The organism is Thiogranum sp. (genome assembly GCF_058323355.1).
Window position 1 is genome coordinate 1 of sequence record NZ_JBTTIO010000056.1, and the last position, 14,327, is coordinate 14,327.

Annotated in this window: 13 protein-coding genes and 1 pseudogene; 6 read left to right on the forward strand and 8 right to left on the reverse strand. The window is 57.6% G+C overall.

Features of this window, described 5'->3' with window-relative positions:
- Nucleotides 1-2,398: EAL domain-containing protein (locus ACW81B_RS07955; RefSeq protein WP_491579687.1), on the reverse strand; the 2,398-nt coding region annotated here is incomplete at its 3' end.
- Complete coding sequence (locus ACW81B_RS07960; protein WP_491579688.1) at nucleotides 2,395-2,787, reverse strand: YgaP family membrane protein; 393 nt, start codon at nucleotides 2,785-2,787, stop codon at nucleotides 2,395-2,397. The genes ACW81B_RS07955 and ACW81B_RS07960, both read right to left, overlap by 4 nt.
- A 637-nt stretch (nucleotides 2,788-3,424) precedes the next feature.
- Here ACW81B_RS07960 and ACW81B_RS07965 point away from each other — a divergent pair.
- Both ACW81B_RS07965 and ACW81B_RS07970 read left to right on the forward strand, forming a co-directional pair.
- A pseudogene (locus ACW81B_RS07965) lies at nucleotides 3,425-3,772 on the forward strand (methyl-accepting chemotaxis protein); the annotation flags it as partial.
- 51 nt (nucleotides 3,773-3,823) lie between these two features.
- Nucleotides 3,824-4,231 (forward strand): CZB domain-containing protein, encoded by a 408-nt coding sequence (locus ACW81B_RS07970; protein WP_491579736.1) that lies wholly within the window; start codon nucleotides 3,824-3,826, stop codon nucleotides 4,229-4,231.
- 9 nt (nucleotides 4,232-4,240) lie between these two features.
- Here ACW81B_RS07970 and ubiD read toward each other — a convergent pair whose 3' ends face one another.
- On the reverse strand, nucleotides 4,241-5,713 hold the full coding sequence (gene ubiD / locus ACW81B_RS07975; RefSeq protein ID WP_491579689.1) for a 4-hydroxy-3-polyprenylbenzoate decarboxylase: 1,473 nt from the start codon (nucleotides 5,711-5,713) through the stop codon (nucleotides 4,241-4,243).
- 67 nt (nucleotides 5,714-5,780) lie between these two features.
- Entirely contained in the window at nucleotides 5,781-7,817 is a 2,037-nt protein-coding gene (gene prlC, locus ACW81B_RS07980) for an oligopeptidase A (RefSeq protein WP_491579690.1), read from the reverse strand.
- A gap of 58 nt (nucleotides 7,818-7,875) precedes the next feature.
- Between prlC and gorA the strand changes: the two genes are divergently transcribed.
- Nucleotides 7,876-9,225, forward strand: coding sequence for a glutathione-disulfide reductase (gene gorA, locus ACW81B_RS07985; protein ID WP_491579691.1), 1,350 nt, complete (start codon nucleotides 7,876-7,878; stop codon nucleotides 9,223-9,225).
- On the opposite strand, the gene aroE is transcribed toward gorA, so the two are convergent.
- Nucleotides 9,222-10,055 (reverse strand): shikimate dehydrogenase, encoded by an 834-nt coding sequence (aroE, locus tag ACW81B_RS07990; protein ID WP_491579692.1) that lies wholly within the window; start codon nucleotides 10,053-10,055, stop codon nucleotides 9,222-9,224. The genes gorA and aroE overlap by 4 nt on opposite strands.
- Complete coding sequence (hemB, locus tag ACW81B_RS07995; protein WP_491579737.1) at nucleotides 10,052-11,023, reverse strand: porphobilinogen synthase; 972 nt, start codon at nucleotides 11,021-11,023, stop codon at nucleotides 10,052-10,054. The genes aroE and hemB overlap by 4 nt, the downstream gene beginning before the upstream one ends.
- Nucleotides 11,024-11,154: 131 nt before the next feature.
- On the opposite strand from hemB, the gene ACW81B_RS08000 reads away from it, so the two are divergent.
- Nucleotides 11,155-11,706 (forward strand): hypothetical protein, encoded by a 552-nt coding sequence (locus ACW81B_RS08000; RefSeq protein WP_491579693.1) that lies wholly within the window; start codon nucleotides 11,155-11,157, stop codon nucleotides 11,704-11,706.
- Nucleotides 11,707-11,962: 256 nt separating this feature from the next.
- Complete coding sequence (locus ACW81B_RS08005; protein ID WP_491579694.1) at nucleotides 11,963-12,169, forward strand: hypothetical protein; 207 nt, start codon at nucleotides 11,963-11,965, stop codon at nucleotides 12,167-12,169.
- Here the strand turns inward: ACW81B_RS08005 and ACW81B_RS08010 are convergent.
- On the reverse strand, nucleotides 12,166-12,330 hold the full coding sequence (locus ACW81B_RS08010; RefSeq protein ID WP_491579695.1) for a rubredoxin: 165 nt from the start codon (nucleotides 12,328-12,330) through the stop codon (nucleotides 12,166-12,168). The two genes, ACW81B_RS08005 and ACW81B_RS08010, sit on opposite strands and share 4 nt — an antisense overlap.
- Before the next feature lie 185 nt (nucleotides 12,331-12,515).
- On the opposite strand from ACW81B_RS08010, the gene ACW81B_RS08015 reads away from it, so the two are divergent.
- Complete coding sequence (locus tag ACW81B_RS08015; protein WP_491579696.1) at nucleotides 12,516-13,373, forward strand: substrate-binding domain-containing protein; 858 nt, start codon at nucleotides 12,516-12,518, stop codon at nucleotides 13,371-13,373.
- A gap of 29 nt (nucleotides 13,374-13,402) precedes the next feature.
- Here the strand turns inward: ACW81B_RS08015 and hemF are convergent, their stop codons facing one another.
- Nucleotides 13,403-14,326, reverse strand: a complete 924-nt coding sequence (hemF, locus tag ACW81B_RS08020) for an oxygen-dependent coproporphyrinogen oxidase (protein WP_491579697.1) — start codon at nucleotides 14,324-14,326, stop codon at nucleotides 13,403-13,405.
- Between the last annotated feature and the right edge of the window lies 1 nt (nucleotide 14,327).

The following is a 14,327-nucleotide window of genomic DNA, read 5'->3' on the forward strand; positions in this document are numbered from 1 at the left end:
CGTCCTGGCTGTCGCGGGCGAAGACCAGCGGCTGCGGCTTGTCGATCGCATAGCCCTGGGCGTAATCCACACCAATGGCTGCAAGTTCACCCAGGATGGAGTGTTCCTCGACATACTCTGCGATGGTCTGTATACCCATGGCATGGCCAATCTGGTTGACCGCCTGGACCATGGCGCGATCGACCGGATCATGCAGAAGGTCACGAACATAACTGCCGTCGATCTTCAGGTAGTCGACCGGCAATTGCTTGAGGTAAGCAAACGACGACATGCCACTGCCGAAATCGTCCAGTGCAAACCGGCAGCCCATTTCATGCAGCAGGCGCATGAATTTAACTGCCAGCTCGAAGTTGGCAATAGCCGCTGTCTCGGTAATCTCAAAGCAGATCTGTTCAGGCGGCACCTGGCTGTCGCGAATCAGCTCAACGACATCGGGAAGAAAGCCATGTGCTGTAAGAGATTGCCCTGATAAATTCACCGCCATGGTGATGCTGGAGTGGTGATACTGTATTTCGCCGGCCAGCCATTGAAGCGAGTGCTGGATAACCCAGCGGTCGATGTCAGGCATCAGCCCATACTGTTCGGCGGCGCCCAGGAATCGACCGGGTGGAATCAGCTTGCCGTCCTCGCCCAGCATTCTCAGTAACAGCTCGGTGTGTGTATCAAGCTGATGACTGCAGTCCACGGGCACCACGGACTGTCGGTACAGGGTAAAGCGATTTTCTTTCAGTGCTTCGCGAATTCGACCTACCCAGCGCATTTCACTGCGGTGACGCCTCAGTTCCTTGTCATCCGGTTCGCTGACATGAACCCTGTCACGACCCTGTTCCTTGGCGGCATAACAGGCGACGTCGGCTGAGGACAATGCCTCGGCAACACTCTGGGTTGAAGCGGAAAGCGGGACAATGCCGATACTTGCGCCAACCGAAAAGGTTTTGCCATCCCACACAAAGTGCAGTGCACGGATTGCCTGGCGGACTTCACCGGCGAGGATTTCGGCATCGTCCATGGTGCAACCCTGTAACAGTATGCCGAATTCATCGCCGCCAAGCCGTGCAACCACATCACTGTCGCGCAGCCTTTTTTGCAGGAGTGTGCCCAGTTCGCGCAGCAGTTCGTCACCGGCCGTGTGTCCACAGGTGTCATTGACGATCTTGAACTGGTCGAGGTCGATATAGCAGAGCGCGTAGTGTGCACCGTTGCTGCGCGTGTTTTCCAGCGCCTGCTGGAGACGGTTTTCGAACTCGCGACGATTCAGCAGCCCGGTCAATGCATCGTGAGAGGCCTGGTGAGACAGCTGGCGGGTCAGTTCACGTGTCTGGCGTACATCGTCAAAGACCAGCACGGCACCGACAGTATTTCCCTGCGCGTCGTGCATGGGTGCGGCAGATTCAGCAACAGCGATTTCCTCGCCACCCTTGCGAACCAGCATGCGTCCCTGCAGGTTACGTTCGACCTGATTCCTGCGCAGGCTGGTGTTGATGGCACAGGGGATGGTTTTACCGTTCTGCTCATCGATCAGGTGAATGATGTCGTCAATCGGGCGGCCGGTAGCTTCTTCCTGGGTCCAGCCGGACAGTTTCTCGGAAACCGGATTCATGAAACGGATTTTCCCCTGCCGGTCTGTGGTGATGACACCCTCCGCGATAGAGTTCAGGGTAACTTCGGCACGACGTTTTTCCTCAAACAGTGCATGCTCGCTTGCCTGGGCGCGTTGCAGCGCATCGCTGAGTTCCGACTGACGCGCCTGCAGTGTCGCCATGGCCTTGTTGATGAAGCGGGACAGGTAGCCGAATTCATCCGAGCGGGTTTCATCGAAGCGGGCGTTGTTGCCCTGTGAGCAGGATTCGGCAGTTTTAATCATCTGGTGAAAAGGTCGGGTAATAACCTTTTGCAGAATCCACTGAATAATGAGCCCAAAGGCAAAAAAGCTGATGCCGAGGGCGAGCATCAGCTGTTTCTTTCGCTGGAGTTGTACCTGTGCGATGTTTTGCTGGTAGACCGTGATCACAACATCCGCAGCATGTCCGGCCTGCAAGTCAGCGGCAGAGAGGCGGGTTGTGTCACTGTCCAGGTCGTCTTGCGGTTTGCCGAACGTTCGGCTATCGACACCGTGTTGAATGCGTACCGCGGGGATATCCAGTTCCTGCATCAGCGACATGAGGGGTTCTTGCAGCGAGTCCAGTGTTGTGTCGGGACTATTTTCAAACCTGTCCTGTACAAACGTCACAATTTGCCGGGGTAGTGTGTCGTGCTCGAGTACGGCAATTCGTTCCATCCATGGCATGGCCGCGGCAACCATCAACAGGCCGATGGTGACCAGGCCCCAGAAGACGATACCGGCAATTTTGAGTGGCAGACCGACGTGGACGGCCTCATTGTGAGGCGGTGTCGTCATCGCATTCCGGTCCACTTCAGCGCGAGAAACATGGGACATACGCCACTGACGCCGGCGCCGAGCAAGGCAAAGCCGATGAACCAGGGGAAGAACCACAATGGCCCCGGGAAAAGAAACAGGCCGATGGCGAGCATGCCGGCAACGAGCAGGCGCCAGCCGCGCTCGGCTTCGAAATTTGTGCGGGTGCGAAAGGCAATGCCGAGGCAGCCTTCCGTGTTGTCAGGCGATGTGGTGCCGCGCAGCCGGGTAACGATCAGCGGGACACGCAGATTGGTCACGGCTTCAAAAACAGCCATGCCCATCAGGGTGTAGATTAGCGGGTACAGGTCAAAGTAGAGCGCGACCAGCAGCAACAAGCCAAACAACAGCCGGTACAGTCGGTTACTCATAATCCTCATCCTCACAGCTACGAATGGAACAGGTTAAAGCTTAGTGCAAGATATTGTTGATGCAAAAATTGCGCCTGTATTTGCCCCCTGTGCAGGGTTTGTATGGAGGCAGGCATAAAAGCGGATGCCGGTCGCCAACGGATTGGCAGGTTACACGCCGGTGAATGAAAAATAACAGGTGAAAGCCCTGCCGCGTCATGGGTTTGACGGTTATTCGGCCGGGTCAGGTACAGACTTTAATGGGTAAAGGCAGCAATATGATGGCCGCTATGATGGTCGGAATAAAAACAGATTTACTGACAGTGAGGTTGAAAACATGGCAATTTTTGGGCGTACTCGTGCACAGCTGGCGGATGCCGGGAAAGAAATCCAGCGACTGAGCAGTCAACTTGCCGAAAAGGATGCCATGCTGGAACGGATGCAGGAGCAACTGGATGCCGCCACGGCTGACCAGCAACAATCTGCGGCAAGGCTGCAAATGGCTGATGGTTTGTACCGGAATTTCCATAATTTTGGCCGCAGCCTGACCGAGCTCCAGTCGACACTGGCGCAGCTTGCAGGAAGCCTGGCCAGTGAAAAGACCGTTGCCATCAAGGCTGCAAGCGTGTCCGTTACAGCGCGTGAGGGCACGGAACAAATGGTAAGGAACCTGCGCCAGGTATCCTCATCGGTAGACGAAGCGGTCAGTAATGTCGAAGGCCTGAATGACCGTGCCGATGCCATCGGTAATATCGTCAACCTGATCACCGAGATCTCCGAGCAGACAAATCTCCTGGCGCTGAATGCCGCTATAGAGGCAGCACGTGCCGGTGAGCACGGGCGCGGGTTTGCCGTGGTGGCAGACGAGGTACGAAATTTGTCCAAGCGTACCAACGAGGCGACCCAGGAAATTGCTACACAGGTAGCAAAAATCCAGGAAGAAACCAGCACCACGCAGAATAAAATGGCGACCATGGCAGAGCAATCGTCAGAGTTGTGCAGGATTGGTAATGATGCAAGCTCGGGTATGAGTTCCATACTTGAGTTGTCCCGGGACATGGAAGGTGTGATCTCTGCCGGTGCCCTGAGAAGTTTTGTGGAGCTCGCCAAGACAGATCACCTTGTATACAAGTTTGCTGTCTACCAGGTCTTGATGGGCGTGTCGGACAAGCGTGTCGAAGAGTTTGCCGACCACACCCGTTGCCGTCTTGGCCAGTGGTATTACGAAGGCGAGGGTCACGGTTGTTTCAGCAGCTTGCCCGGTTACCGCGAGCTGGAAGAGCCGCACCGCGCTGTTCATCGTCACGCGCTGGAGGCGCTGGCGCAGTACCACGAAGGCAATATTGACCAGGCGCTGCACGAACTTGATGGTATGGAAACGAACAGCCTGCTGGTTTTGAAGTTCCTCGAAGAGATGGCGGTGAGTGCCGAAGGGGACAACAGCCTGCTGTGTGAATCGAACTGAAAACCGGCGTTAGTCCAGTCGTATCCCCAACTTGTCCCACATGGCGTCGACCCGGGCCCGGGTGTCCGGGTCCATGCTGATCGGGCGCCCCCATTCGCGATCGGTTTCGCCCTCCCATTTGGATGTTGCATCCATCCCCATCTTGCTGCCAAGGCCGGATACCGGTGAGGCGAAGTCCAGGTAATCGATAGGCGTGTTTTCCACCAGCGTGACGTCACGCGCCGGATCCATGCGTGTGGTCATGGCCCAGATCACATCTTTCCAGTCGCGGACATTCACATCGTCGTCAGTGACAATGACGAACTTGGTGTACATGAACTGGCGAAGAAAACTCCATACGCCGAACATCACTCGCTTGGCGTGCCCGGGGTACTGTTTGTTCATGCTCACGCAGGCGATACGGTAGGAACAGCCTTCCGGCGGCAGGTAGAAGTCGGTGATTTCAGGAAACTGTTTTTGCAGTATCGGTACGAATACCTCGTTAAGGGCAGCGCCAAGGATGGCAGGTTCGTCGGGTGGCCGACCGGTATAGGTGCTGTGGTAGATGGGCCTGTCGCGGTGGGTGATGCAGTCGATGGTGAACACCGGAAAACGTTCCTGCTCATTGTAGTAGCCGGTGTGATCGCCGAACGGTCCTTCCAGGGCTTCCTCGCCAGGATGAATGTGACCTTCCAGGACAAATTCGGCACTGGCCGGTACCTGCAGGTCCAGCGTGTGGCATTTTACCAGTTCGGTTTTTGCGCCACGCAGCAAACCGGCAAAGGCATATTCAGAAAGGGCGTCGGGAACCGGTGTAACGGCCGCCAGGATAGTGGCCGGGTCAGCGCCCAGCGCAACGGCGACGGGGAAGGGTTCGCCGGGGTGTGCCTGTTGCCAGTCCCGGTAGTCCAGCGCCCCGCCGCGATGTGGCAGCCAGCGCATGATGACCTTGTTGCGTGACAACACCTGTTGCCGGTAGATACCCAGGTTCTGGCGCTCCTTTTCCGGGCCACGGGTAACAACCAGTGCCCAGGTGATGAGCGGCGCGGCATCCTCCGGCCAGCAGGTCTGGATCGGCAGCTTGCCAAGGTCGACGGCACCGGCATCGATGATATGTTGCTGGCAGGGTGCTTTCTTCAGCACCTTTGGCGCCATATCCAGCACCTTGCGAAACAGCGGCAACTTGTCCCAGGCATCTTTCATGCCTTTCGGCGGTTCAGGCGCCTTGAGTGCGGCCAGCAGTTTGCCGATTTCACGCAGTTCAGTGACGGAGTCCGCACCCATGCCGGCAGCGACACGTTGCGCGGTGCCAAACAGGTTGGCAAGTACAGGGATCTCCGAGCCGACAGGATGCTCGAACAGCAATGCGGGGCCACCGGCCCGCAGGGTGCGGTCGCAGATCTCGGTCATCTCGAGATTCGGGTCAACCGGATGACTGATGCGCTGGAGTTGTCCGGCGGCTTCCAGTTGTTTAATGAAGTCGCGTAGATCCTGGTAGTGCATAAGGGTTCCCGGGGCTGGTCCTGAAGGTTATTGTACCGCAAGCGACAGACCGCGCATGTCTGGCGGCTCAGGCCTCCAGTCCACTATGCCTGAGCAGTGCGTGAATGTCCGGTTCGCGGCCGCGGAACTGACGGTATAACTGCATGGGGTCGGCCGAGCCACCTTTCTCGAGAATGTTTTCCAGGAAACGTTTGCCACTTTCGCGACTGAAGACGCCGGTTTCCTCGAACAGTGAATAGGCATCCGCAGACAAAACCTCGGCCCACTTGTAGCTGTAGTAGCCGGCGGCATAGCCGCCGCCGAAAATGTGCGCGAAGCCGTGCGCGAAACGGTTGAAGTCGGGCGCCGGTACCACGGCAACCTGCTCGCGAACCTGGTTGAGGGTGGCGTAGATCCGTGTGCCCTGATGTGGCCGGTACTCGGCATGGATGCGCATGTCGAACAGGGCAAACTCCAGCTGCCTGACCATTTGCATGGCGGACTGGAAATTACGTGCACCACGCATGCGCTCGAACAGCTCATCGGGCAGCGCTTCGCCGGTTTCGACGTGGCCGGAGATCAGGTTGATCGGTTCGCGTTCCCAGCACCAGTTTTCCATGAACTGGCTGGGCAGTTCAACAGCGTCCCAGGCCACACCATTGATACCCGACACGCTCGGGTAATCGATTCGCGTCAGCATATGGTGCAGGCCGTGGCCGAATTCGTGGAACAGGGTGGTGACTTCATCGTGCGTGAGCAGTGCAGGACGGTCACCGACTGGCGGTGAGAAGTTGCAGGTCAGGTAGGCTACCGGGGGTTGCTGCAGGTCACGCATTACCAGCCGCGAAGTGCATTCGTCCATCCACGCGCCGCCGCGCTTGCCGGCACGTGCATAGAGGTCGAGGTAGAAACTGCCGCGCAGATTTCCGCTGGCATCGTGGATGTCGAAGAAGCGCACATCCGGGTGCCAGGTCGCAACATTGTTTCTCTCGCTGATGCGTATGCCATACAAGCGTTCCACCACATCGAACAGCCCCTGTATCACGCGTGTGTCAGGGAACCAGGATTTGAGCATTTCCTGCGAAAGATCATGCTGATGTTTGCGCAGCTTCTCCGACCAGTAGGGCACATCCCAGGCCTGTAGCGTGTAGTCTGCGCCCTGTTCGCGGGCAAACTCACGCAAGGCATTCATGTCCTTGCGCGCAGGTTCAAGAGAGTGTTCCGCGAGTTCATTCAGGAACGCGATAACGTGTTGTGGCGAATCGGCCATTTTGGTCGCGAGTGAATACTCGGCATAATTTTCGAATCCCAGCAGGCGTGCGGACTCATGGCGCAGTGCGAGGATTTCATCCATCAGGGCCGTATTGTCCCATTGCCCGGCGTTGGGGCCGGCATCAGAGGCGCGTGTCATGTAGGCGCTGTAGAGTTCCTCGCGCAAGACACGGTTATCGGCATAGGCTACAACGGGGAAGTAGGATGGGACGTCGAGGGTGAACAGCCAGCCCTCGACGTTTTCCTTTTCAGCCTGTTGACGCGCGAGCTCGCGTGCGGATTCCGGCAGCCCTGACAATACGGTTTCATCCGTGACGAGCTTGTTCCAGCCATGGGTCGCGTCCAGCAGGTTTTCCTGGAAGCGCGACTGTAATTCGGACAGCCGTTGCTGGATATCCTTGAAGCGCGCCTGTGCATCCTTGTCCAGTTCAATACCCATCAGCCTGAAGTCACGCAGCCGGTGGCGGATGGATTGCTGCTGTGCCGTGTTCAGGGTGTGAAATGCGTCACCGTCGGCTATGGCCCTGATTGCCCGGTATAGCCCTTCGTGCTGCCCCAGTTCGGTTTCGAAAGCACTGAGTTTTGGCAGGCAGGCATTGTAGGCGGCACGCAGGTCATCATTGTTCATCACCGCGTTGAGATGGCTCACGGGTGACCACACGCGCTGCAGGCGGTTGAGTGCCAGCTCGAGTGGTGCCAGGGTGTTGTCCCAGTTCCAGGGAGGCCCTGCCTGTAACAGGGTTTCGATAGCGGCACGGGTGTCGGCCAGTGCCTGGTCTACGGCGGGTTCCACGTGCGCCGGGCGGATCCGGTCGAAGGCGGGCAGTTCAGTCAATTCCAGTAAGGGATTCATGGTGTCTCGGCGGCTTTCCAGTAGAATGCAACCCCTGTTCAACAACGGGGTGTGTGTAATGAGCCAGCATTATGACCTGATTGCAATCGGTGGTGGTAGTGGAGGACTGTCGGTTGCGGAACGTGCGGCGCGTTACGGTGCTCGCTGTGCCGTGGTTGAAAAAGGCCCGTTGGGCGGCACCTGTGTGAATGTCGGTTGTGTACCCAAGAAGGTCATGTGGTTCGGTGCAGGCATTGCGCACACGCTGGAGGATGCGCAACACTATGGTTTCCGCGCGGGTGAAACAGCGTTTGACTGGAAAATACTGAAGGCGAAACGCGATAACTATGTTCGCGGGATTAACGACTGGTACCACACCTATCTGGCCGACTCGAATATTGACGAGATCGTTGGCGAAGCACGATTTGTCGATGCGCGTACGCTGGAAGTGGAAGGTAGACACTACACGGCCGATCATATTGTTGTCGCTCCGGGCGGAGCACCCCTGCTGCCGGATACGCCCGGCGCCGAGCTGGGGATAACGTCAGACGGTTTTTTTGAACTGGAAGACCTGCCACGCCGGGTTGCCGTTGTGGGTTCAGGTTATATTGCCGTGGAACTGGCCGGCATGCTCAATGCGCTGGGCTCGGATGTCACCATGCTGCTGCGCCGGGAACACCTGTTACGGGATTTTGAAGCCATGCTGCGCGAGAACCTCATGGAAGAGATGCTCGGCGATGGAATCGATATACTCGCCCGCACCCAGGTCAACGAAGTGTGTCGGGCCGATGATGGCACGCTGCTCATCGAATGCGAGAATGGTCAGCGCCTGGTGGGGTTTGATGAACTGATCTGGGCCATTGGTCGATACCCGCTGACGGCCGGGTTGTCACTGGACAGTGCCGGTGTTGAAATGGATGCTGGTGGCTATATTCCCACCGACAAGTTTCAGAATACCAATGTGCCCGGCATATACGCCATCGGCGATGTGACCGGGCGTGCGCAACTGACACCGGTTGCCATTGCCGCAGGACGCCGGCTTGGGGACCGTTTGTTCGGTGGCATGACAGAGCGGTATTTGCCGTATGAAAATATTGCCACTGTGGTGTTCAGTCATCCACCTATCGGTACTGTCGGGTTGACGGAAAGCGAAGCACGCGACCAGCACGGTGAGGCGGTCAAGGTGTACCAGACGCGCTTCACCGCCATGTATAACGCGCTCACCGAGCGCAAGCAGAAGACCGCCATGAAGCTGGTCACGGTCGGGGCGCGGGAAAAGGTGGTGGGCTGTCACGTTATCGGGCCGGGTGCCGATGAAATGATGCAGGGGTTTGCGGTCGCCATTCGTATGGGTGCCACAAAGAAAGATCTTGATGAAACGGTGGCGATACACCCTACCAGCGCGGAAGAGCTGGTGACGATGCGCTAACCCGCATTTCCGAGTGCTTCGATGACCGGTTGTGTATCCGGCATCACGCCACGCCACAGGTAAAACGATTCGGCCGCCTGTTCCACCAGCATGCCCAGCCCATCAATGGCTTTTGCGGCCTTGCGTTCAGTGCAGTAGCGAACAAAAGCGGTGGGTTCCGGGGAATACATCATGTCGTAGCACAGGCTGCGGTCACTGATAATGCCGTCAGGCAAGGGCGGGACTTCGCCACCAAGACCTGCAGCCGTTGCGTTGATGATAATATCGAAGCTGTCCGACAATAGGTCGAAACCGCTTGCACTGAGTTCACCGTAATCCGCAAACTGCTCCACCAGTTCCCGGGCGCGTGACACGGTACGGTTGGCGATGTGCAGGGACACGGGTTGCTGTTCAAGCAGGGGAAGCAGTACGCCGCGTGCTGCGCCGCCGGCGCCCAGTATCAGGATACGTTTGCCTTTCAGTGCCACACCATGATTGCGGGTCAGGTCGCGTACCAGGCCGGTGCCGTCGGTATTGTCACCGTACAGTGTGCCGTCTTTCAGCATCAGGGTGTTCACTGCACCGGCCGGCTCGGCACGTTCGCTCAGGCGGTCAGCGAGTTCCCAGGCCTGTTGCTTGAAGGGCACGGTAATATTGAGTCCCTTGCCTTCGTCGCGGTACAGGAAGTGTGCAACGGCATCGGCAAACCCGTCTTCCGGCACCAGCAGGGCATCGTAGCGCAGCGACTGGCCGGTCTGTTCAGCGAACATGCGGTGGATCTGTGGTGACTTGCTGTGGGCAATCGGGTTACCCATGACAGCGTAACGGTCGATACGTTCGGCCTCACTCATGGTTCGCGCAACCACTGCGCGGCACGTTTGGCGAAATAGGTAAGGATGCCGTCGGCGCCGGCGCGTTTGAATGCCAGCAGCGATTCCATGATGACCGCTTTTTCATCCAGCCAGCCTTTTTGAGCGGCAGCCATGAGCATGGCGTATTCCCCGCTCACCTGGTAGACGAACGTGGGCGCGCCAAACTGGTCTTTCACCCTGCGCACAATATCGAGGTAGGGCATGCCGGGTTTGACCATTACCATGTCAGCGCCTTCCTCCAGGTCGAGACTGACTTCCCACAGGGCTTCATCGCTGTTGGCCGGGTCCATCTGGTAACTGTACTTGTTGCCGGCGCCGAGGCTGGCGGCCGAGCCCACGGCATCACGGAACGGGCCGTAAAAGCTCGAGGCGTACTTGGCGGCATAGGCCAGAATACGCGTGTTGTGGTGTCCCGCGGTTTCCAGCGCATGGCGGATAGCGCCGATGCGCCCGTCCATCATATCGGATGGAGCAACGATATCCGCGCCGGCTTCTGCGTGGGACAGTGCCTGCTTGACCAGCACATCGACGGTTTCATCGTTAAGCACGTAGCCGGTTTCATCAATCAGGCCATCCTGTCCGTGGCGGGTGAAAGGATCGAGCGCCACATCGGTAATCACGCCGAGTTCCGGCAGCCGGTGTTTCAGTTCACGCACAGCACGCTGCGCCAGGCCGTCCGGGTTGAAGGCTTCTGCAGCATCATCGCTCTTGGCCTCGGGCGGGGTCACCGGGAACAGCGCAACGGCCGGCACACCCAGTTCGTACAGGCTGGCGGCTTCCTCCAGCAGCAGGTCAATACTGAGGCGTTCCACGCCGGGCATGGAGCCGATGGTTTCGCGTTGCCTGCTGCCTTCCAGGACAAACAGCGGACAGATCAGGTCATCGACACAAAGTCGTGATTCGCGCATCAGGCGGCGTGAAAAGTCGTCACGCCGCATACGCCGCATGCGTACACCCGGATAGCGGCCACGGCCGGTTTCAAATTCGGACACGTTATGACTCCCTGTTGATCGTAGGAACCCGAATGGCGACAGTGTACCCTGTGTGTTGTTGCAGAACTATGTTGCGGGGTGTGATTTTGCGGACACCGGAGCCATTGTTGCAGTTGTTGTCAGATAACCCGTTGTCGCTGGCCGACTGGTACGGCGAGCCGCTGGATGCCGGGCAGGCGGAGTACTGGGCGAAACGACTGCAGTCACCATCACGGGGTTCATCCAGTCGTGTGCAGCTGCATTTTCGTGAACGCCTGGCTGAACTGGTCGCGCGTTACTGGTCAGGGCGTGATGCGGAAATGTCGTACCGCAGTCTTGTGGCTGGCGCCTGCGATGATTTTGAACGTGCGTTGCTGGAGCTTTGTTATGGCCAGCTGCTAGTGGCACGAAAACACCCGGCTGCACGACAGCATCTCAATGCGGGTTTTACCCTCGCCGCGCACCTGTTGCCAGCGGACGATTATTTCCGCGTGATGAAACGACACCAGGCGCTGGCCGTTTTACCCTTGTCCGGAAACAGCGCAGAGCCGTGCGGCCTGGACGCACTGCTGAAGGAAGCCGCTGTGATTGACAAATTGACCGGGCCGGGCAAGCCACACGATGGTGCTGAAAACAAACATCGCGATACGCTGGGCTAGGAGCCTGTCGGACGCACTCTCCCACCATGCTCGCTACGATTGCCTGAATCCGACAGGCTCCTGGATTCCGGCATTCAGCCGCCGGGAGTCCGGCGGTTTTCCACCGTTCACCCGGTTGATCCACGTCAAAAAATCGTTAGCGCCGTTTCGGTAAAATTACGGAAGTTCAGGATTAACAGTAGCATGCGAACTTTTCAGGAAGTTGGCACTGTGCTTGCATTCACTTCTGGCAAGGACGGGAAGCGGCAGCCAATGGATGGCTAAAGTATTTGCCGGGTCGACCGCTATCAAGGACAAGGTCGACAATCCCGATCCATGGATGGAACTCGATTCGGACTGCGTCTTCTTCACTGAAGGCGCAATCCAAATCAAACGGCTTCATTGTTGTGTGACTGACTCCTCCGACGCTGAAAAGCGTTTTTCGCCCCACCGCTTTGGTGGGGTTTTTTTTGTCTTCAGCTAAATCTCGACCATTTCGAAGTCAGATTTGGATACGCCACAGTCCGGACATTCCCAGTCTTCCGGAACATCTTCCCAGCGGGTGCCCGCTGCGATGCCGTCATCCGGCCAGCCCTCGGATTCGTCATAGATAAATCCGCAGACCACGCATTGCCATTTCTTCATCGTCGATATCCCTGTGTTTTCTCGTTTGATTCAGTCTGTTACAGAAGTATACCAGCCAAAGGAGGCGGTCAGCCCGCCGATTTATGAGGTATTAACTTTGACTGGAAGCTGCCGCTACTTCCCTGGGACAGGATGCAATGGAAAAGGGGAACAGGATGAACAGGTTTTTTACAGGTTTGATGTTGGTGCTTTTTTCGCCAATCATGGTGCAACCGGTGCTGGCCGAACAGCAGCCCGCCCTGCACTGGGTCGGGTGTGGTATTTCCAAGAAAGCCTATCTCGTGTCGCTTGCCAAAGCTTACGAGAAAAAGACCGGAATTGTTATTGACGTTCAGGGTGGCGGGGCGACGCGCGGTATTCGTGATGTGGCAAGTCTGTCCGCTGACATTGGTGGCAGTTGCCGGCGTCGAATTCGCGGTATTGCCGAAGAGAGCGGTATCGTACAGGTGCCGGTTGCCTGGGATGCGCTGGTTGCCATCGTGCACAAGGACAGTCCGGTAGGCAATATTTCCCTTGAGGATTTGCGCAAGGTCTATCTCGGTCAGATTACTAACTGGAAGCAGCTGGGCGGCGATGACATGCCGATAAAGCTGCTGGCGCGCAAGGGAAAGATTTCTGGCGTAGGCAGTACGGCGCGCAAGTTGCTTTTCGATAATTACGACCAGGATTTTGCCGCCAGTGAATGGTTTGACTCCTCGGGTCCGCTGGAAAAGAAGGTGGAAAGCGAGCCGGGAACCATTGCTATTTCGGGTATCAGCAGCGCGCGCAAGCGCAACGTCAGGATTCTTGACCTGAACGGAAAGTCGCCGACCTACGAGAATGTACGCACCGGGGAATACCTGCTCTACCGCCCGTTGTACCTGGTGTATAACAAGCGAAGCGAGCACGCTGACAGGGTCAGGGAATTCATTCGTTTTGCCGGCAGCAAGGAGGGCCGCGACGTGATCCGTGCCAACAATACTGTGCCCTATCTTGAGGGTCTGAACCTGTTGCGGGTCAAGTTGAAGGAGTCAAAGATGGCTCGTGAAGGTGGCCTGCACTAGGGAGGGCCTGACGAATTATTCAGATCTCCCTATACCCAGTCCCGTGCTTTCAGGAAGGTATCGTAAAGCACAGCTTCGGCTGAGCCCGCTTCAGGCTGCCAGTCATAACGCCATTTCACCAGTGGCGGCAGTGACATCAAAATGGATTCGGTGCGCCCGCCGGTCTGCAGGCCGAACAGGGTGCCGCGGTCATACACCAGGTTGAACTCCACATAGCGTCCGCGCCGGTAGAGCTGAAAGTCGCGTTCGTGCTCGCTGTAGGGCAGTTCCTTGCGTTTTTCCACAATCGGCACGTAGGCCGGAATGTAATGGTCGCCAACGCTGCGCATGAAGGCGAAGCTGTCGGCAAAGCCCGGTGCGTTGTAGTCGTCGAAGAACAGACCGCCGATACCGCGTGGTTCATTGCGGTGTTTCAGATAGAAGTATTCATCACACCATTGTTTCAGGCGAGGATACAGGTCGTCGCCAAAGGGAGCGCAGGCTTCCCTGGCCGTGCGGTGCCAGTGTACGGCGTCTTCCTCGAACCCGTAGTAGGGTGTCAGGTCGAAACCGCCGCCGAACCACCACACTGGCGCAGCGCCTTCTTTTTCAGCAATAAAAAAACGCACGTTGGCGTGTGAGGTCGGTACATAGGGGTTGCGCGGGTGTATCACCAGCGACACGCCGAGCGCCTCGAAACGGCGACCCGCCAGTTCCGGTCGGTGTGCAGTCGCGGAGGCAGGCAGTTGTCCGCCGTGGACGTGGGAAAAGTTGATGCCGGCCTTCTCGAATACGGCGCCGTCTTCCAGTACCCGGGAGCGGCCACCGCCGCCTTCCTCACGGACCCAGCTATCTTCCCGGAAGGGTTTTTCGGGTTCAAAGGCCTGCAGGGCTGTACAGATACGGTCCTGCAGCCCCATCAGATAGTCCCGCACGGGGGTGATGTCGGGACTGTCGTTGTCTGTATGCGGCATG